The following is an 18,014-nucleotide window of genomic DNA, read 5'->3' on the forward strand; positions in this document are numbered from 1 at the left end:
AGATCGTATCTCTGCTACCTCGGAACGACCCTAATTTTAAATAGTCTGTCCCAATTCTTACCAGTGACATACAAAATGCCGGGCTCGCCTTTATAGGCAATTCCGTTGAGTACATTCAATTCCGGGTGTTGGGTCACCTCATCTTTCAATCCTTTCAGATCTATCACGCCTTCTACTGCCCCTGTTTCAGGGTTTACAATAGCGATGGCATCCTTTTCATATCGGTTGGCGTAGATCTTTCCATCCACCCATTCCAATTCATTTACATTAGGGATTTTGCTGGAGTGGGTGTAGATCTCAATATAATCGATCTCCGCCAGTGTTTCCGGATCCAAACGCCAGATTCGCTCCGTTCCATCACTCTTGTACAAATATTGTCCGTCATTACAGAGTCCCCAACCTTCCTTACTTTGGCCGTACACAAAGGTTCCGGTCTGTTGCAGATCTTCCTGGTTGTAGATATAACCTATATTCTCTCGCCAAGTGAGTTGATAGACCTTATTGTTTAGTACAGTAAGTCCCTCTCCAAAATACTTGTCCTTCAGATTGGTTTTTCTGATCACCTCCCCGGTTTCCATTCTGGTCTGGCGTATGGAGGATTCGCCATATTGACCAGTGCTTTCGAATAACAGCTCACCGCCAAATTCCAAACCTTGCGTATAGGCTTCCATATCATGGGGATAGCTCTCCAGTATCTCATAGGTGAACAGGGAAGGAACTTCACTGGACAGTAGGGTGACTTCGTCTTCCAGGTCGTATGCATTACCGCCGGTAAAGACCGTCGCTGTCAAATTTCTTTTACCAAGTTTTTGATCCTGAATAAGGATGGATGCTTTTCCGTCCGAAGAACCAAGCTGCCGATCACCATCCAGGGAATAGACTACAGAATCAATTGGTAAATTCTTTTGATTCTGCAGACTCACCTCGATGGACTTGTTTACGGCATATGCCTTTTTTGAATCAGAGAATTTTATTGAAAGGCCATTTTCAGAAGGGTCGGAACTTCCACCACAACCTAGTAGGAGCAGGGGTAGGCTCAAGCCGATCAAGAAGTTAGGTAACGAGCTATTCATTTCAGGGGTTTGTCGCGAAAGTACGAACTTATAATTGTCTGTCAAATTGTTTGCCCAAGGGGTTAAATCGACGTATCTTTGCGTCGGCAAGTCCTACACGACCAGCTCCTGTTGAATCCCCCAGGGTGGGAACACAGCAAGGGTAGACGGTTGTAGCGGTGCGATGTAGGTAGCTTGCCATTTTTTGTACCCGAAATTCTCCTCTCTTCTTCCCGTTTGCATACTAAGTCTCTTCTGCTCATCTTTGTGCTTTATCGCTGAGTCTATGTCAGGAGTCGTATTGATCACCGGAGGGTCTTCCGGATTAGGTAGGTCCATGGGTGTTTACTTGCAAGAAAAGGGGTTCCAGGTCTTCGGTACAAGCCGGAATCCTGAAGGGGTTAGCGATTCCCAGTTTCCGCTGGTTAAGATGGATGTGCGTTCTCCTGAGTCTATAGCCGCCGGAGTATCTGAGATATTGAAGAATGCGGGTCGGATCGATGTATTGGTGAACAATGCAGGTGTCGGTATTACCGGGCCATTGGAAGAAACCCCTCAGGAGGCAATTCACAATGCCTTCCAGACCAATGTCTATGGGCCAATTGAAGTGACCAAAGCAGTTTTACCTGCCATGCGTGAGCAGGGGAGTGGATTGATCATCAATGTGACTTCTATCGCTGGTTTTATGGGATTACCCTTTCGAGGGGTATATTCCGCAAGTAAAGGTGCTTTAGAACTGATCACAGAAGCTTGGCGGATGGAATTGGCATCCTTTGGGATTAAGATGACCAACCTAGCTCCGGGCGATTTTGCCACCAATATTGCAGCCGGACGATTCCATGCACCTCTAATCGATGATTCGCCTTACCATAGAACATACGGGGATTCACTTCAACTGATGAACGAGCATGTGGATCAAGGGATGGATCCTGAGGTCATGGCCAATGCCGTTTACAACATCATAAAAAAGAATAACCCAAAGGTCGGATACCGTGTAGGTTCAGGCCTACAGAAGTTCTCGATTGTACTAAAAAAGGTATTACCGGGTAAAATGTACGAGAAACTGTTGATGAAACATTACAGGCTTAATCGCTAATTTCTAAGCCGAACTGAAATTAACTGGCTCCTAATTTTTTACTGCTGGCTGAGCTTTGTAATTTTGCTGCCATCAAACTGGAAAAATTCACTCTATGAAATTCTTTATCGATACCGCCAATCTTGAGCAGATCAAAGAAGCCCAGGACCTGGGTGTTTTGGACGGGGTTACCACCAATCCTTCCTTAATGGCCAAAGAAGGTATAACTGGTCACGATAACATCATGAAACATTATGTAGATATCTGTCAGATCGTCGATGGAGACGTTTCTGCAGAGGTCATTTCGACCGACTTCGAAGGCATGGTTCGGGAAGGTGAAGCGCTGGCTGAGCTGCACGAGCAGATTGTGGTTAAGGTACCCATGATCAAAGAAGGTGTAAAAGCAATAAAGTATTTCAGTGATAAAGACATCAAGACCAATTGTACGCTGGTCTTTTCGCCGGGACAAGCTTTATTGGCAGCTAAAGCAGGAGCGACTTATGTTTCACCATTTATCGGCCGTCTGGATGATATCTCGACAGATGGATTGAATCTGATTGCCGAGATCCGTCACATCTACGATAACTACGGATACGAAACCCAGATCCTAGCTGCTTCAGTGCGACATACCATGCATGTGATCGAATGTTCTAAGATCGGTGCGGATGTGATGACAGGACCTCTTTCGTCTATCGAAGGACTTTTAAAACATCCATTGACGGATATAGGACTAGCTAAATTCCTTGCGGATTTCAATAAAGGAAACTAAAGAACTATAAAGCAATTGAAGGCCACCTGAACGGGTGGCTTTTTTTATTGAGATATTCCAGCCAGGATGGCTTCAATATCCCTGTAGAAGAGGTTGGAATTTCCTTCTAGGATATTCCCTGATCCATCTATAATGATCGCCTTATTAATGGAGCCGACCATAAGCTTTTCTTGTCCTACCTCCACGTTGTCGAACAGGTACTCCCTGGAAGGAAAATAACCCATTTTGTCGATGATCTTTCTCCACTTTCGGTAGTCTGCACCCGTGTTTATGCCCACAAAATCGAACTTGGGATAGTCCGACTTCAGGCTTGCGACGCGTTCGTGTATGGATTTGTAGTGATTGCTGGACTCGGTGTTCCAAAAATAAAAGACCGTCGGCCTGCGAATAACTTCATGTAGATCCACGGAGGTCTGATCATAGCTGATCAAGGCCACATTGGGGATGATGTGATCTGGTGTGAGTTTCATGGCATTCTCCGCCAATCGCTGGATCTCCAGTTTGTGATCTTCGTTGGTACTGCTGTTCATGAACAGATCCAACATATTGCGCTCCTCTTCTTCGTTATTGGCATTGATCAGGTATCGCCCGATATTGGAGCGCAACATCATATTCTTCAGATGTTCGTGATCGATCAAGCTATCTACCAATTGCATCCTAAGGAAGTTATGTCTGAAAGAGTTACGATTAAATCGTCCCTGGTCTTGGTACTGCTCGTAGGCCAGGTTGTCAAAAAGCCGGTTTATGTACCGATAATAGGAATAGTGAGCATGTACATCACAATCGTCGTAATCATCGACCATCCGATGGGCAGTAAAACTAGCTGGAACAGGCAGCTGTTCATTGCGCTGATAGTTGGAGGCATTCGCGGTTAAATACAGTTCTTTGCGGGCAAAGAAATCATAATCTACGTTAGCCTCCATCAACTTGGCGAAACGAGGTCCGGGTTGGTGTTTTTCTTTGAACTCGGTTAAAAGTTCCCATCGAATATCTTGCAGTGAATCTAGTTCTGCCTGGAATTCCTCCGGAGGCAGAGCGTACTGACTAGAGAGTAGTTGATCCTCCTTTTCGTTAATCAGGAACATCTCGATCATCAGGTTGTTCTTCGGCGCTCCTCTGCCACTGAAGGTCAGGGATTCGTCAAAATCTACGGTGTTTACGCGCAGCATCAAGCTATCCCCCGGTTCTACATAGAATACCTGATACTCGTAATGTTGAAAAGAATAAAGTCCTTCCTTAAGGTCGTTGGATTCGTAAAGAAAGAAATTGTTGGATTGAAGGGGAATGGTGTCCACCACGATGTCGTTGTGGAAAAGCAGAACATGATCCAGTTTAGGGTTAACGATCTCACCGCCTATCCAACTGGAACGCTCGTCGCATCGCTCGCTGGCACAGGAAAATAGTATTGCTATGTAAAAAAGGCCAAGTAAAGTTCTTATCATACACCGACTCAATCCTATCATCAAGACAAAAATAGTCTTACACTCTGGGGGAAACTGTTAACTCCTAGTTAAAAGATATTTAAAAGGAAATTGGCCGAGTTTTCCCTTTGTTTTAGCTACTTTTGCGCCGAATTTACAAAAACATTCAACACATGTTATCCGTCTCGAATTTGTCTGTGCAGTTTGGTAAACGCGTCCTTTTTGACGAGGTGAATACGCAATTTGTCAATGGTAACTGTTATGGGATCATCGGTGCCAATGGAGCCGGTAAATCCACCTTCCTAAAAATCCTTTCCGGAAAACAGGATCCGACCTCAGGTCAGGTTCACCTGGAACCAGGTAAGCGGATGAGTGTGTTGGAGCAGGATCACAGCGCCTGCGATGAGTTCCCTGTGTTGGAGACCGTTGTTCGAGGAAACAAGGAGTTGTTCGAGATTAAAACCGAGATAGACCGTTTGTATGCTGATTACACAGATGAGAACGCTGAGAAGATAGGTGAGTTGCAGGTTCAATTTGAGGAGATGAACGGCTGGAATGCAGATTCCGATGCGGCGGCACTGCTTAGTAATCTGGGGATACCGGAGAGTTTGCATTACAGTCAGATGTCTGATCTGGATGGAAAGCAAAAAGTTCGAGTGCTTTTGGCTCAGGCCCTTTTTGGTAACCCCGACGTACTCATCATGGATGAGCCCACTAACGACCTGGATTACGAAACGATAACCTGGTTGGAGAATTTTCTTGCCAATTATGATAACTGTGTGATCGTAGTCTCCCACGACCGTCACTTTCTGGATGCTGTTTGTACACACATCAGTGATATTGATTTTGGTAAGATCAATCATTACAGTGGTAATTATACCTTCTGGTACCAAAGTAGTCAGCTGGCCGCTCGTCAACGGGCTCAGCAGAATAAGAAAGCCGAAGAAAAGAAAAAGGAGCTGCAGGAGTTTATCTCTCGTTTTAGTGCTAACGTAGCTAAAAGTAAGCAGGCAACTGCCAGGAAGAAGATGCTGGAAAAACTGAATGTAGCCGAGATCAAGCCATCTTCGCGTCGTTATCCGGCCATCATTTTTGAACAGGAGCGGGAAGCCGGTGATCAGATCCTGCATGTAGAGGGGCTGTCTGCCAGCATGGAAGGAGAAGTATTGTTTGATAATATCGATATCAACCTTGCCAAGGGAGATAAGGTGGTAATTTATTCCCGCGATTCTCGAGCAACTACGGCCTTCTATCAGATCATAAACGATCAGCAGGCTGCAGATTCTGGGACCTACAGATGGGGAGTGACCACTAACCAGAGTTACTTGCCTCTGGACAATAGTACCTTCTTTCAAAACGATATGAGTCTGGTTGATTGGTTACGCCAATGGGCCACGACCGAAGAAGAAAGAGAAGAAGTATACCTACGAGGATTCTTAGGTAAGATGCTGTTTAGTGGTGAAGAAGCCTTGAAAAAATCCAATGTGCTGTCCGGAGGGGAGAAAGTCCGTTGTATGCTTAGTCGTATGATGATGCTACGAGCCAATGTGGTCATGTTGGACGAGCCTACTAACCACCTGGACCTGGAGTCCATTACGGCTTTCAATAACTCTTTGAAGACGTATAAGGGGACCGTTCTCTTTACCACCCACGACCACGAATTTGCCCAGACAGTGGCCAATCGAGTGATCGAGTTAACTCCTCAAGGTGCTATTGACCGATACCTGACTTTCGACGAATATATGAGCGACCTGAAGATCAAGGAATTGAGGGAGAAGATGTATGCGGTTGGAGTGAATGGCTGAAAACAGCAGATCCCTGCTGAAAACTGACAGATTCAAATTTAGTTTTATTCTCTTCAAGTGTTCATTTAGGAATACGCAGTGTGCATTCTTGAATTCGATGGTAGTGCCGGGATTTCTTATGGGAGTTACGAGTTATGTATATAGCTTGTCCTGGGAGGGGAGTGGTGCCCCAAGGTAGAAAGTTAGTTGTAGTTTGTAGTCGGCAGTTCGCAGTTCGTTCGCATTAAATTTCGACTCACGACTCACGACTCACGACTCACGACTCACGACTCACGACTCACGACTCACGACTCACGACTCACGACTCACGACTCATGACTCACGCATTGTAATACTTACTGTCCCAGATGGCGTTGTTGAAGTTCTTGCCCTTTGCAAAACCATAATACAAGACGACACCACCAACCGACTTGAACATAAACAAAAACATCAGTACATATTCCTGCATGCCGGGTTCAGGATGAAAGAGGTGAACCGGGGTTATCCAGGTCAGCACCATACTCAGCAAGAATATGGTCAGAATAAGGTTTTCAAAGTTCTTGTATGGCCACATCAGCCACTTGCGCATAGGGTGGAGGTCATTACCCCACTTATCGATCAGGTAGTATTGGTCCTTCCCGATTGGCAGGAAGAGCAGAGGGTCATCCGCATTTTCAAGTAACAACCTTTTGGAGGGAGCCATGATCTTAAAGCCAGACAACTGCATTCCTTGTTCATTTTCCATTTGCCGGATCTTGCTGACGGTCTCCTCTGGGAAATCACCTTTGAAGTAACGACTTTCCAGAAACCTTAGCCGATAATCGATGCAGGTGCGTTTTATGTCCTCCAAGGAATATACCCTACGGGGGTCTAAAATGCTTAGATCGATTTCCTGATTGGATTCATCTGAAGCCGAACGCAGACGCTGCTCAATATGCTGGCGGTCCTCGTCCAATTCCGCCAACAAATGCTCAACCTGCATTAGAATTTCGTCTTCAGTTAGACGACGATCGCGGTTTCGCTTCAGTTCAATTTCGACATCGGTTTTATGGAACATAGCTCTTTTTTCATAAAAATAAACCCTATCTGGTGTAGTCGCAAGATTTTAACATTATGAAGACCCTATTGATAGATCTTGTTTAAGGTTAATTATGCAATCTAGATCCAGGTATATTGTAATATACTGGTTTGTAGTCGGTTAAAGCGAAATCACAGCAACTCTAAACCGCATTTGACTAAACAAATTACACGTCCAGTTTAGCGTAGAACAGCCCCAAATTGTTCTTCGAAGGTTTTTTGAAGCTTGCCCATGACCTTGTCGATCTGTTTGTCCGTCAAGGTTTTTCTGTCGTCCTGCAAGGTAAAACTAAGGGCATAGCTTTTCTTGTTCTCGGGAAGATTTTTCCCGGTGTAAACGTCAAACAATTGGACTTTTTTCAGCAAATTATGTTCTGTCTTATAGGCAGCTGAAGACAAATCATCGAAACTGATCTGTTGATCCAACAATAGAGCAAAATCCCGTTTCACCAGCGGGTATTTGGAAATGGCTTGAAACTGAATATTACCTTTCCCTATCACATTCAGGATCATGTCCCAGTCAAAATCAGCGTAGATGACTTCCTGTTCCAGATCTAAAGCTTTCAATACAGATTTCTTAATAACTCCAAATCGCACCACTGTCCCCTGCTTGATCTTCAAATCAAGACCCTCAGAAAATATAGCTTCTGTGGCTGATTGTTCTGAATATTGTTTAATACCCAGGCGCTCTAACAAAGCACTGACAATTCCCTTCAGATAGAAGAAGTCCAGATCGTCCTGTCCGGATTGCCAATTGGGTGAATTCTTCTTCCCTGCAACCAGGATCATTAGGTGCTTCTTCTCTTCTCGTTTGTCAGCTAATTGATGATAGGTCTTGCCAAATTCGAAGAATTTTACAGACTGTTGCCGCCTGTTCAGGTTGTACCCGACAGACTCCAGCGCACCAAATAACATGGATTGTCGCATGACTCCAAGATCTTGACTTAAGGGATTGAGCAAGCCGATCTGTTGATCTTCTTTAAAATCAGGACTGAGTTCCAGATGCTGAGAAGCTGTCAGGGAATTGGTCATGATCTCATAAAACCCCTGACCGATCAACTGCCCGCTAATCCTTTGTTGGACCAAATGATCGTCATTCGGATCCTGATTGGCTATGGTAGCATTGAGTTTATTCGAGAAGTCAATGTTGTTATAACCAAACACCCTCAAGATCTCCTCTATGACATCGGCCTCTCGACGCACATCATTCCGATAGGCAGGAATAGTCATTCCAATACCGGCTTCAGTAACATTGTTCACCTTGATCTCCAGAGAGGTCAGGATCTGTTTAATGGTCTCCCTCGGGATTTCCTGACCGATCAAGCGGTTGGCATTCTCAAAGTTGAGCACAACCTGGTGGTCTTCAATCTTTCTGGGATAAATATCGGTAATCTCACTGGTCACTTCTCCGCCTGCGATCTCCATGATCAGGATGGCTGCGCGCATCAGTGCATATTCAGTTATGTTTGGGTCAATTCCTCGTTCAAAACGGAAGGAAGCATCGGTGTTGAGGCCATGCCTTTTCGCTGTTCTACGTACACTGATTGGATCAAAGTATGCGCTTTCCAGGAAAATACTGGTGGTATCTTCGGTAACCCCGCTGAACTCTCCACCAAAAACACCTGCAATACACATGGGTTTTTCGGCATCACAGATCATTAGATCTTCCTGGTGCAAGCTTCTTTCCACACCGTCCAGCGTGACGAACTTAGTACCTTCGGGCAGGGTTCTAACATGTACCTCATTACCCTTTATCTTGGTTGCGTCGAATGCGTGTAGTGGCTGTCCCAATTCATGCAGCACATAATTGGTTATATCCACGATATTGTTGATCGGTGCCAGGCCTATTGCTTTCAGTCTATTTTGCAACCAGCTCGGAGAGTCAGACACTTGCAGACCACTTATGGTGACTCCACAATACCGTGGTGCCCTGTCTAGATCATGGACCTCGACCTCCATTTTTAATGTCCTGCTACCAATCTTGAAATTGGTGGTGGAAGGAGTGATCAGTTCCAATTGGATCTCCTGTTGCAACAAGCCGGCTCTCAGATCACGGGCAACGCCCCAATGGCTCATGGCATCGGCTCGGTTGGGAGTCAATCCAATCTCAAAGATCTCATCTTGTTCTATTTCGAAGATCTCGGCCGCCGGAGTACCTGGAATTAGATCTTTATCCAAAACCATGATCCCGTCATGGCTATCGCCAAGGCCCAATTCATCTTCTGCACAGATCATACCCATGCTGACCTCGCCCCTTATCTTACCCTTCTTGATGGTCCATGGTTTACCCTCGGCATCAAAAAGTACAGTGCCAACAGTTGCGACTGCTACTTTCTGTCCCGCAGCAACGTTGGGTGCACCACAAACAATTTGAACAGCTTCTGCTGTTCCAATATCAACAGTGGTCAATGACAGTCGGTCTGCATTGGGGTGTTTACCACAGGTCAGTACCTCACCGATCACAACACCTTCAAGGCCACCCTGAACAGAGCTGAAGGATTCTATGCCTTCTATTTCCAGACCTAGGTCCGTAAGGAGTTCTCCTGCTTCTTCTGCAGGTAGTTCCACATTGATAAACTGCTTCAGCCAGTTATAGGAAATCTTCATAGAATTGTCCGGTTTTCGAGCCCCATTAGATTAAACTCGGGCAATGAAGCGCAAAGATACTATTTCGCTCGTTTTTTGTAAGTAAATTGGAGACTTTCGATCTAAGTGTTGTCATGAGACCAAAAATCTTAATCCTTGTTGTACTTATTTCTTCTGTGCTGGGTTGCCAACATGCCACCTCAGAACTAGATCAGGGGCTGTGGTTATTGACCTTTCATTTGGATAACGGGCATGATCTGCCGGTCAATGTGGAGGTTGGATCAGATGGGACCTTAACCTTTGTCAATGCCGAAGAACGGGTTAGTATGGAACAACCCATCTATCAGGGCGATTCCGTTTATATCATGCATCCCGTCTTTGAAGGTTATTTCAAGGGAAAATTACAAGAAGGGGAACTGGAAGGTGTATTTGTAAAGGAAAGTCTGGATAGGATAGTTCCGTTCAATATGATCAAGGGCGATTATCCGCGTTTTCAGTCTTCTCCTGCAGATTTCACGGCAGTAAGTGGCCGATGGGAATCAGTATTTAGTCCGGATTCGGATGAAGACCGTTATCCAGCTATGGGGCTCTTTAGCCAAACAGGAGATCAGGTGGAAGGTACTTTCAGGACCACCACAGGAGACTACAGATATTTACAGGGTATCATGGATGGCGATAGTTTAAAACTGTCCACATTTGACGGAGCACATGTCTTTCTTTTCGAAGCCCATGTCCGAGATAGTTTGATGGAAGGCGTCTTTTATAGCGGGAACCATTGGGTAGAACCATTTACAGCACGCCTTAACCCGGTATATGAGCTTCCTGATCCTTTAGGGCTAACCGGGCTCAAAGAAGGTTGGGAGACCTTAGCGTTTTCCTTTCCGGATGAGCAAGGGCAAATGATCTCTTTGGCCGATCCCCAATTTGAAGACCAGGTTGTCGTGGTTCAGCTGATGGGAAGTTGGTGCCCCAATTGCCTGGAAGAATCCAGGTTCTATGCTTCCTACAACAAACAGCACAGGGATAGAGGTTTGAAATTTGTGGCCCTTGCCTTCGAGTACGCACCGGATCAGGAGCGGGCCTGGAAAGGACTCAACCGATTAAAAGAAAAACTTCAAATTGAGTACCCGATATTACTAGCCCAATACGGAAGCAGTGATAAGGAGGAAGCGGCGGCCAAACTGCCGATGCTAGATCATGTGTTGTCTTATCCGACCACTCTTTTCATTGATAGAAAAGGGGAGGTCAGAAGGATTCATACTGGCATCAATGGTGAGGCAACCGGACGCTTTGAGTCTTTCCAAGAAGATTTCGATCTGTTCGTGCAAGGACTTCTTAACGAATAGTTAATTAACAGAGTCTCAATTATTTTAACACCCTCCTAACAGGGGTAAGGGTCTTTCCATTCTACATTTAGGTCAACAATCTAAACCAAAAATCATGTCAAAGCTTTACACCCACCTGACCATCGTGGTCGTACTCCTGCTTTTTACACTTTTCCATTCCCATGCTCAGATCAACACTCCAAGGGGTAGTCAGATGGCTACGGTTAATCAGACCGTCGGTACGTCAACCATAGAGATCACCTATTCCCGACCCAGTGTCAACGGGCGGGAGATCTGGGGTAGCCTAGTACCATATGGGCTGAATAATCTGGGGTTTGGAACCTCAACCGCGGCGCCTTGGAGAGCGGGTGCTAACGAGAACACCATTATTACCTTTTCGGATGATGTTCAGGTAGAAGGTAAGCCTGTAGAAGCCGGGACGTACGCCCTCTTTCTAAATGTTCAGGAAGGGGAAAAGGCCAACCTCATACTAAACAAAAAGAATACGGCCTGGGGCAGTTTTTTCTATGAGGCCAAAGACGATGTGGTCAACGTAGAGATCACCACCAAGACCATTCCCCACACTGAGATGCTGACCTTTGGATTTCCTGAAGTCACGGCCACTTCGGCTACGGCGGCCTTAATGTGGGAAAAACGTTCATTCCCCTTTACGATCGAGGTGCCTGTAACAGATATTGTCCTCAGAGATATACGGAATTCGATGGAGAATCAATCCGGTTTTAACCGACAGACTTGGGAGCAGGCTGCGGCTTATGCGGCCAATAACGGAGGAGACCTGAACGAAGCCCTCGGTTGGATCGACGCTGCTATCGCCGGCCAATTCTTCAGTCAAAAGACCTTTGCCAATGTGCAGATCAAGGCCGGAATATTGAACCAAATGGGACGGCAACAGGAAGCCTTGGCCCTTGTGGAAGAGAATATGGATTTAGGTACTATCCTGGAGATCCATCAATACGGGCGCCAGCTAATAGCCATAGGTATGAAGGATCAGGCCATGGAGGTTTTCCAATTCAACGCAGACAAGAATAAAGATACTTGGCCCGTGCATTACGGTATGGCGCGTGGGTTATCGGCCAAAGGAGATTATAAGAACGCTCTGAAACACTTAGAAAAAGCACTTGTCAATGCACCAAACGAGGCCAGTAAGGGTCGGGTAGCGGCAAATATTGACAAGTTAAAGAACGGAGAAGACATCAATTAGAAAGCGCTATCGTTAGTCGTTTTAATTTGTTGTAGTTGGCCCGCCAGTTTCTGGCGGGTTTTTTATTGTTGATAGATCAAGCTTAACGCCTCGGCAAAATTGCTCTTCCAGCAGTCCCAATCGTGTCCACCGTTGGTGATTCTCAACTCATTGGTGATCCCAAGGCTTAAAAATTCCTGCTGGATGCGCGTCACGGCCGGAACTATGTTGTAGACATCATCGTCTCCGGTAGAAATATAGAATCCCGGTAGTTGATCGCCCGGTTTCAGCCGCTTCAATAAATGCAAATAAGAGAAGGAATCCCAAATGGAATCATTGAACTTTCCATTCACAGCAAACGCTTCCACCTTTCTGGAGGAGGAAATATCTGGAGGAAGCGGGGTGTAGGAGGCAGGACTCAGTAAAATGGTGTTCTCAAAAAGTTCAGGTCGAATCAATGAAAAGCGCAGCCCACCGTATCCTCCTGCCGAATTTCCTGCCAGTAATCTCTGCTTTGGTTCAGACTGCAAATAGGTGCTTTCGATGTGTTGAATAAACTCCTGCAGGTAAAAATCCTGGGCCGGAGCAGGACGATTGACGTACCAGCTATTGCCCATATTGGCTGATACGGCCAGGACGGGCGGGATTATGTTGTTATCGATCAAAGAGTCAAGTATGGCCGCCACAGCCCCTTCCTCGTCCTGGAACCAATCCCTGTGGTCGCCTCCATGACCGTGCAGCAGATATATAATTTGTTCAGGCAGACTTTGGGTCGAATTGGTCGGGGTGTATAGCGAATATTCTACAGAACGTTGAAGTAGTTCGGAATTGATCTGATGGACGGACACTTGCCCGGATTCAAATGCGGTATCCTGGCAGCCTAAGAATAGCGTGGTGAAAAGAAGGATAGCGATCGTTCTGGAGAGAAAAATCATAAAATAGCACGATTAAAATAGCAGTAGCTAAGATATGTAGTTCCAAATATTTCGGAATTTGCTCAATTCCTGGTAGGTTTTTCTTATGGGTAGATTCTGCACTTTCTTTAAGCCAGGATCTTCTCTCAGCACCTGGAATGCCATTGATCTTGCTAGTTTCAAAATCGGTTCGTCCTGCACCAGGTCGGCAATGCGAAGGGCAAGCACGCCACTCTGCTGAGTGCCCATAACATCTCCTGGCCCTCTGAGCTTGAGGTCAACCTCGGCAATTTCAAAGCCATCGTTGGTCCTGACCATAGTTTCTAAGCGTGTCTGTGCCTCTCTGGTCAGTTTATGGCCGGTCATCAGTATGCAATAGCTCTGTTCTGCACCCCGGCCAACCCTTCCTCTTAGCTGGTGGAGTTGTGAAAGGCCGAACCGCTCAGCGCTTTCTACCACCATGACGGATGCATTGGGTACGTTGACTCCAACCTCGATCACAGTGGTTGCTACCATGATCTGAGTCTCCCCTTTTACAAATCGACTCATTTCGAAGTCCTTGTCTGCTGGTTTCATCTGACCGTGGACAATGGAGATCTGGTAGTTGGGCAACGGAAACTCCCTTACCATACTTTCATAACCATCCATGAGGTCCTTGTAATCCATGGCTTCACTTTCCTGTATCAATGGGTAGACCACATAGACCTGCCTTCCCTTGGCTATCTCCTCCTTTAAAAAGCGAAAAACCTTCAGGCGGCTGGCATCAGTCCTATGAACGGTCCTGATGTCTTTTCTTCCCGGTGGAAGTTCGTCTATAACACTGAGATCCAAGTTGCCATATACACTCATGGCTAAAGTTCTGGGGATGGGTGTAGCGGTCATCACCAATACATGGGGTGGGGTAGTGTTCTTATGCCAAAGCCGGGATCGCTGAGCAACTCCAAAACGGTGTTGTTCGTCTATCACTGCAAGACCGAGATTTTTGAATTTCACCTTATCTTCGATCAAGGCGTGAGTGCCAACCAGCAGCTGAATCTCACCATTTTCTAGCTTTTGGTGTATTTCTCGTCTAATTGAATTTTTAGTTGAACCTGTTAGCAAATAAATACTGATATTAAGAGACTTACACCAATTGTATAAACCTTGATAGTGTTGGACTGACAAAATTTCAGTTGGCGCCATCAAGCAAGCTTGGTAGCCATTGTCAAGTGCTATAAGCATTGACATGAAGGCGACTATGGTCTTACCACTTCCCACATCTCCCTGGAGAAGCCTGTTCATTTGAGCACCACTACCCAGATCATGACGGATTTCCTTTAGTACTTTCTTTTGAGCGCCCGTCAATTCAAAAGGTAAATACTCCTTAAAAAAAGTATTGAGGTAGGTTCCGATCTCAGCAAAATTATGTCCCTTGATCTGGGTCTTATGCAGGAGATTCTTTCGTACGAGTTGCAACTGAATGTAGAATAGTTCCTCAAATTTTAAACGATATCGAGAACTTGTCAATAATTCCTGGTTGGTAGGAAAATGAATATTGATAAGTGCCTTGTTTTTATCGATCAAATTAGCTTCGGACATGATCTTGTCGGAGAGGGACTCGTCGAATTGCCCTTGAAATTGTCGAAAAAGTTCCTCCATTAGTTTTATAATCACTCTGTTGGTAATTCCCCGATTAACGAGTTTCTCGGTAGAGGGGTAGATGGGTTGCATCCCCTTTCTGATCCTTGTTTTATATTCAGAAAGTAACTCCATTTCTGGATGAGGCATGGAGAATCTGTTGTCGAATTTGTTTACACGACCAAAGATGACATAAGGTTGAGTAAGTTTAAGATTCTCCCGTATCCATTTCTGACCGCGGAACCAAACCAATTCCATGTGCCCGGTCTCGTCCTTGAAAGTGGCTACAAGACGGCTACCCTTTTTTTGACTGACTGTCTTGATATGAGTGATCTGACCAACGATCTGTATTTCTGCGTTAGACCCCTGTATTTCTGAGATCTTGTAAAACCTGGTCCTGTCTATATAACGATTTGGAAAGAGGTGTAAGAGGTCCTGATAACAGTGAATTCCAAGTTCACTAGCTAGTAATTGAGCCCGATTAGGGCCAACACCTTTTAGGAACTCTATGGAGGTTTGCAGCGAGTGGCTGTTCATAGAACGAATTTAGTTAATTTGGCTTCAAATTTTTCAACACATATGGGGCCCCGCTGTCTTCTTCTACTATTCGTCTTTTTCGGAGTGGTATCACATGCTCAGCAGCTTGATATAGTCGATTTTATCAGAATCACGGCTGATCTGGAGATCGATCGATCGGAAAAATCGGTTAAAGGGCAGGTTCAGTTAACTGCTATGATCAAACAGCCGGTGGATTCCATTTATCTGGACGCCAACGAAATGGAGATACTGAGTGTGACCTCACCCGGAATCTCGGTAAGGTCATCCGAAGGCAAAATATGGATCATTGGGAGTTTCCGGGCAGACCGGCAGCTAGACATAAGTTTTTCATACCGGGCAACTCCATCCCAAACGCTTTATTTTTTTGGTGATCAGGTCTGGAGTCAGGGACAGGGGAAATATACTTCTCATTGGTTACCATCACTTGATGATATGAACGATAAGGTCGAATTTGACCTCAGCTTCACCATAAATGACGAAGATGGGTTCATGGATATTGTCTCTAATGGGAACGAAATAAAGCGAATTCGAGAAAACGGACAACTGACTGTAGGTTTCGATATGGAAAAGCCCATGTCCAGTTACCTAGTGGCAGTTGCCGCGGGACCTTTCCAACGTCAGGAATTCGATTCAGGTTCAGGCATCAACAATAAATTATACTATTTACAAGAGGACGAAGTTTATTTTGAATCTACTTACAGGTGGTCTCGGGAGATCTTTGATTTCCTGGAAGAGGAGATCGGGATGGCTTATCCCTGGACTGACTACAAACAGGTTCCCGTCCGTGACTTTCTCTATGCGGGAATGGAAAATACAACGGCTACGCTATTTTCTCAGGCCTTTGTGACAGATTCCATCGGCTTTGCAGATCGAAATTATGTCAATGTAAACGCTCACGAGCTGGCCCATCAGTGGTTTGGAAATCTGGTAACCGAGACTTCTGGTGATCATCATTGGTTGCATGAGGGGTTTGCTAGCTACTATGCCCTCCAGGCAGAAAAGAAGCTCTTTGGTTCAGAATACTACTATTGGAAATTGCTACAGTCTGCAGAACAACTACAGCTGTTAAGTGACGAGGGTAAAGGTCAGTCCTTGCTGGATCCAGGAGCTTCATCGCTCACCTTTTACGAAAAGGGTGCCTGGGCACTGCATCAGTTAAGAACCTTAGTGGGCGATGAGTCCTTTAAGGCAGCTATATTGAAGTATCTGACTGATCATAGTTATGGCAATGTGAGTACTTCCGATTTCATAGCTGCGGTTAAGGCCAATACCCTGGTAGATATTGATCCTTGGTACCGTAACTGGTTGGAACAGTCTGCCTTCCCAGCGGAAGAAGCCTATAATGTCCTCAAACAAGAGAAGATAGTCCAACAATATTTTGAGGTCAGTGCCTTAAGAGCTAAACCATTGGCGGAGAAACAGAAGGACCTGGAGCGATTCCTTTCCATTCCGGATGATTACAGCGGTCAGGAAGCCATTTATCAGTTATCTGGCGAGGTAGGGCCTAAGGTAAGAGAACTGTACAGGATCGGTCTTAGCAGTGGAAACCTGATGGTCAGACAGGCCGTTGCGCTGAGCCTGGAACGAATCCCAGATCCTTTGAAGGAGGATTATGAAACATTATTGGAGGATCCTTCCTATGTTACCAGAGAGGCTGCCTTGTACCATTTGTGGTATAGTTTTCCGCTCGACAGGCAGCGTTTTCTGGACAAAATGGATGGCCAAATGGGCTTTCAGAACAGGAGCCTGAGACAACTTTGGTTAGTACTGGCCTTAGCTACAACAGATTACCGGCAGGGTAATCGTGGAGCTTTGATCAAAGAATTAAGAGATTACACCATGCCCGATTACAGTTTTGAGATCAGAGAGGGAGCCCTTGAATACCTTCATCAATTGCAGGCCCACGATGATCAATCGCTGAAATCCCTGGTAGATGCCTGTATGCATCCTAATTGGCGGTTCAGGAAAGCTGCAAGGGGTATGCTAAAGGAAGCCATTGGCACTCCTGCTTACCGGACCAAGCTTGTCGAGATGCTCGGCAGGTTAAAGGAGGATCAAAAGAAATACTTGGAATCGGTTCTAGGCGAATAGTTCACCCACTTCCTTCTTGATATAAGCTAAGGCCTTTTGTGATGGTGTGATCTCCTCCATGAAATTTTGGAGAATATATTCCCGCATCTGGTCTGCGGTCTTTGATTTTTCATGCATGGAAGCCTGTCGGATCACATGTATGGTGGCATTTTTTGCAGCGTTGATCAAGTTCCAGCACTCGTGGGTCACATAGATCTGTTGTGCCACATTGTGTTCAAATTCCTGTTCGATATTCTTGATCAGCAGTGCTTCGTACTTATCGATATCGTCGGAATAAGGCTTTACTCGAATAAGCAGTTTGTTAGGGTCTATTCTTTCCATAAGCAGGGAGAGCCTCTCGTAGGCCTGAAGACGGGTGGGGAGGATCTTATTCTGAATTTCTTTTTGCAGCATATAACGTCTGCGACCCTCTTCGTTGGCTGTATGTCCCTTAAAAAAATAGTAAGCAACGATCCCAACAATGATAGAGGGGATGATGTAGGCCAGGTAATTTAGGACTGGTGCAATTTCCATAGATCTGGTATTATTGGATCAATTGATGGGT

At 45.5% G+C, this 18,014-nt stretch carries 13 protein-coding genes and 1 other RNA gene; 7 read left to right on the forward strand and 7 right to left on the reverse strand.

Features of this window, described 5'->3' with window-relative positions:
- Positions 1-14: 14 nt before the first annotated feature.
- On the reverse strand, positions 15-1,073 hold the full coding sequence (locus tag BST85_RS03430) for a glutaminyl-peptide cyclotransferase (RefSeq protein WP_104811978.1): 1,059 nt from the start codon (positions 1,071-1,073) through the stop codon (positions 15-17).
- Positions 1,074-1,157: 84 nt separating this feature from the next.
- On the opposite strand from BST85_RS03430, the gene ffs reads away from it, so the two are divergent.
- The 3 genes from ffs (at position 1,158) to fsa (ending at position 2,896) form a co-directional block, all read left to right on the forward strand.
- Positions 1,158-1,256, forward strand: an RNA gene (ffs, locus tag BST85_RS03435) — signal recognition particle sRNA small type.
- Between the two features lie 82 nt (positions 1,257-1,338).
- Complete coding sequence (locus BST85_RS03440) at positions 1,339-2,148, forward strand: SDR family oxidoreductase (protein WP_104811979.1); 810 nt, start codon at positions 1,339-1,341, stop codon at positions 2,146-2,148.
- 94 nt (positions 2,149-2,242) lie between these two features.
- On the forward strand, positions 2,243-2,896 hold the full coding sequence (fsa, locus tag BST85_RS03445) for a fructose-6-phosphate aldolase (RefSeq protein ID WP_104811980.1): 654 nt from the start codon (positions 2,243-2,245) through the stop codon (positions 2,894-2,896).
- Between the two features lie 44 nt (positions 2,897-2,940).
- On the opposite strand, the gene BST85_RS03450 is transcribed toward fsa, so the two are convergent.
- Positions 2,941-4,338 carry a TlpA family protein disulfide reductase gene (locus tag BST85_RS03450; protein WP_104811981.1) on the reverse strand — a complete coding sequence of 466 codons (1,398 nt, stop codon included), beginning with the start codon at positions 4,336-4,338 and terminating at the stop codon, positions 2,941-2,943.
- Positions 4,339-4,490: 152 nt separating this feature from the next.
- Here BST85_RS03450 and BST85_RS03455 point away from each other — a divergent pair, with 152 nt between their 5' ends.
- On the forward strand, positions 4,491-6,122 hold the full coding sequence (locus BST85_RS03455) for an ABC-F family ATP-binding cassette domain-containing protein (protein ID WP_104811982.1): 1,632 nt from the start codon (positions 4,491-4,493) through the stop codon (positions 6,120-6,122).
- A 319-nt stretch (positions 6,123-6,441) separates the two neighbouring features.
- Here the strand turns inward: BST85_RS03455 and BST85_RS03460 are convergent, their stop codons facing one another.
- Together BST85_RS03460 and pheT are read right to left on the reverse strand one after the other, a co-directional pair.
- Positions 6,442-7,158 (reverse strand): hypothetical protein, encoded by a 717-nt coding sequence (locus BST85_RS03460; RefSeq protein WP_104811983.1) that lies wholly within the window; start codon positions 7,156-7,158, stop codon positions 6,442-6,444.
- Positions 7,159-7,358: 200 nt separating this feature from the next.
- Positions 7,359-9,785: a phenylalanine--tRNA ligase subunit beta gene (gene pheT / locus BST85_RS03465; RefSeq protein ID WP_104811984.1), complete on the reverse strand. Its 2,427-nt coding sequence runs from the start codon at positions 9,783-9,785 to the stop codon at positions 7,359-7,361.
- Between the two features lie 113 nt (positions 9,786-9,898).
- On the opposite strand from pheT, the gene BST85_RS03470 reads away from it, so the two are divergent.
- Both BST85_RS03470 and BST85_RS03475 read left to right on the forward strand, forming a co-directional pair.
- On the forward strand, positions 9,899-11,110 hold the full coding sequence (locus BST85_RS03470) for a TlpA disulfide reductase family protein (protein WP_104811985.1): 1,212 nt from the start codon (positions 9,899-9,901) through the stop codon (positions 11,108-11,110).
- A gap of 94 nt (positions 11,111-11,204) precedes the next feature.
- Positions 11,205-12,311: a DUF2911 domain-containing protein gene (locus tag BST85_RS03475; RefSeq protein WP_104811986.1), complete on the forward strand. Its 1,107-nt coding sequence runs from the start codon at positions 11,205-11,207 to the stop codon at positions 12,309-12,311.
- A gap of 62 nt (positions 12,312-12,373) precedes the next feature.
- Here the strand turns inward: BST85_RS03475 and BST85_RS03480 are convergent, their stop codons facing one another.
- Both BST85_RS03480 and recG read right to left on the reverse strand, forming a co-directional pair.
- Positions 12,374-13,225, reverse strand: a complete 852-nt coding sequence (locus tag BST85_RS03480; protein WP_104811987.1) for an alpha/beta hydrolase — start codon at positions 13,223-13,225, stop codon at positions 12,374-12,376.
- Between the two features lie 27 nt (positions 13,226-13,252).
- The gene (gene recG, locus BST85_RS03485; RefSeq protein WP_104811988.1) at positions 13,253-15,358 is read right to left on the reverse strand and encodes an ATP-dependent DNA helicase RecG; all 2,106 of its coding nucleotides are present in this window, start codon (positions 15,356-15,358) and stop codon (positions 13,253-13,255) included.
- Positions 15,359-15,400: 42 nt separating this feature from the next.
- Here recG and BST85_RS03490 point away from each other — a divergent pair, with 42 nt between their 5' ends.
- A complete protein-coding gene (locus BST85_RS03490; protein WP_104811989.1) occupies positions 15,401-17,470 on the forward strand; it encodes a M1 family metallopeptidase in 2,070 nt (689 codons plus the stop codon).
- Here BST85_RS03490 and BST85_RS03495 read toward each other — a convergent pair.
- Positions 17,459-17,983 (reverse strand): DUF7935 family protein, encoded by a 525-nt coding sequence (locus BST85_RS03495; RefSeq protein WP_104811990.1) that lies wholly within the window; start codon positions 17,981-17,983, stop codon positions 17,459-17,461. The two genes, BST85_RS03490 and BST85_RS03495, sit on opposite strands and share 12 nt — an antisense overlap.
- Between the last annotated feature and the right edge of the window lie 31 nt (positions 17,984-18,014).

The sequence above is a fragment of the Aureitalea marina genome, from assembly GCF_002943755.1.
GTDB lineage: Bacteria > Bacteroidota > Bacteroidia > Flavobacteriales > Flavobacteriaceae > Aureitalea > Aureitalea marina.

Bases quoted from the DNA above. Each gene is read 5' to 3' on its own strand.
- BST85_RS03475 (WP_104811986.1), top strand. From the start codon at position 11,205: ATGTCAAAGCTTTACACCCACCTGACCATCGTGGTCGTACTCCTGCTT.
- BST85_RS03495 (WP_104811990.1), bottom strand. From the start codon at position 17,983: ATGGAAATTGCACCAGTCCTAAATTACCTGGCCTACATCATCCCCTCT.
- recG (WP_104811988.1), bottom strand. From the start codon at position 15,358: ATGAACAGCCACTCGCTGCAAACCTCCATAGAGTTCCTAAAAGGTGTT.
- BST85_RS03480 (WP_104811987.1), bottom strand. From the start codon at position 13,225: ATGATTTTTCTCTCCAGAACGATCGCTATCCTTCTTTTCACCACGCTA.
- BST85_RS03455 (WP_104811982.1), top strand. From the start codon at position 4,491: ATGTTATCCGTCTCGAATTTGTCTGTGCAGTTTGGTAAACGCGTCCTT.
- BST85_RS03490 (WP_104811989.1), top strand. From the start codon at position 15,401: ATGGGGCCCCGCTGTCTTCTTCTACTATTCGTCTTTTTCGGAGTGGTA.
- BST85_RS03460 (WP_104811983.1), bottom strand. From the start codon at position 7,158: ATGTTCCATAAAACCGATGTCGAAATTGAACTGAAGCGAAACCGCGAT.
- BST85_RS03440 (WP_104811979.1), top strand. From the start codon at position 1,339: ATGTCAGGAGTCGTATTGATCACCGGAGGGTCTTCCGGATTAGGTAGG.
- BST85_RS03470 (WP_104811985.1), top strand. From the start codon at position 9,899: ATGAGACCAAAAATCTTAATCCTTGTTGTACTTATTTCTTCTGTGCTG.
- BST85_RS03450 (WP_104811981.1), bottom strand. From the start codon at position 4,338: ATGATAAGAACTTTACTTGGCCTTTTTTACATAGCAATACTATTTTCC.
- pheT (WP_104811984.1), bottom strand. From the start codon at position 9,785: ATGAAGATTTCCTATAACTGGCTGAAGCAGTTTATCAATGTGGAACTA.
- fsa (WP_104811980.1), top strand. From the start codon at position 2,243: ATGAAATTCTTTATCGATACCGCCAATCTTGAGCAGATCAAAGAAGCC.
- BST85_RS03430 (WP_104811978.1), bottom strand. From the start codon at position 1,073: ATGAATAGCTCGTTACCTAACTTCTTGATCGGCTTGAGCCTACCCCTG.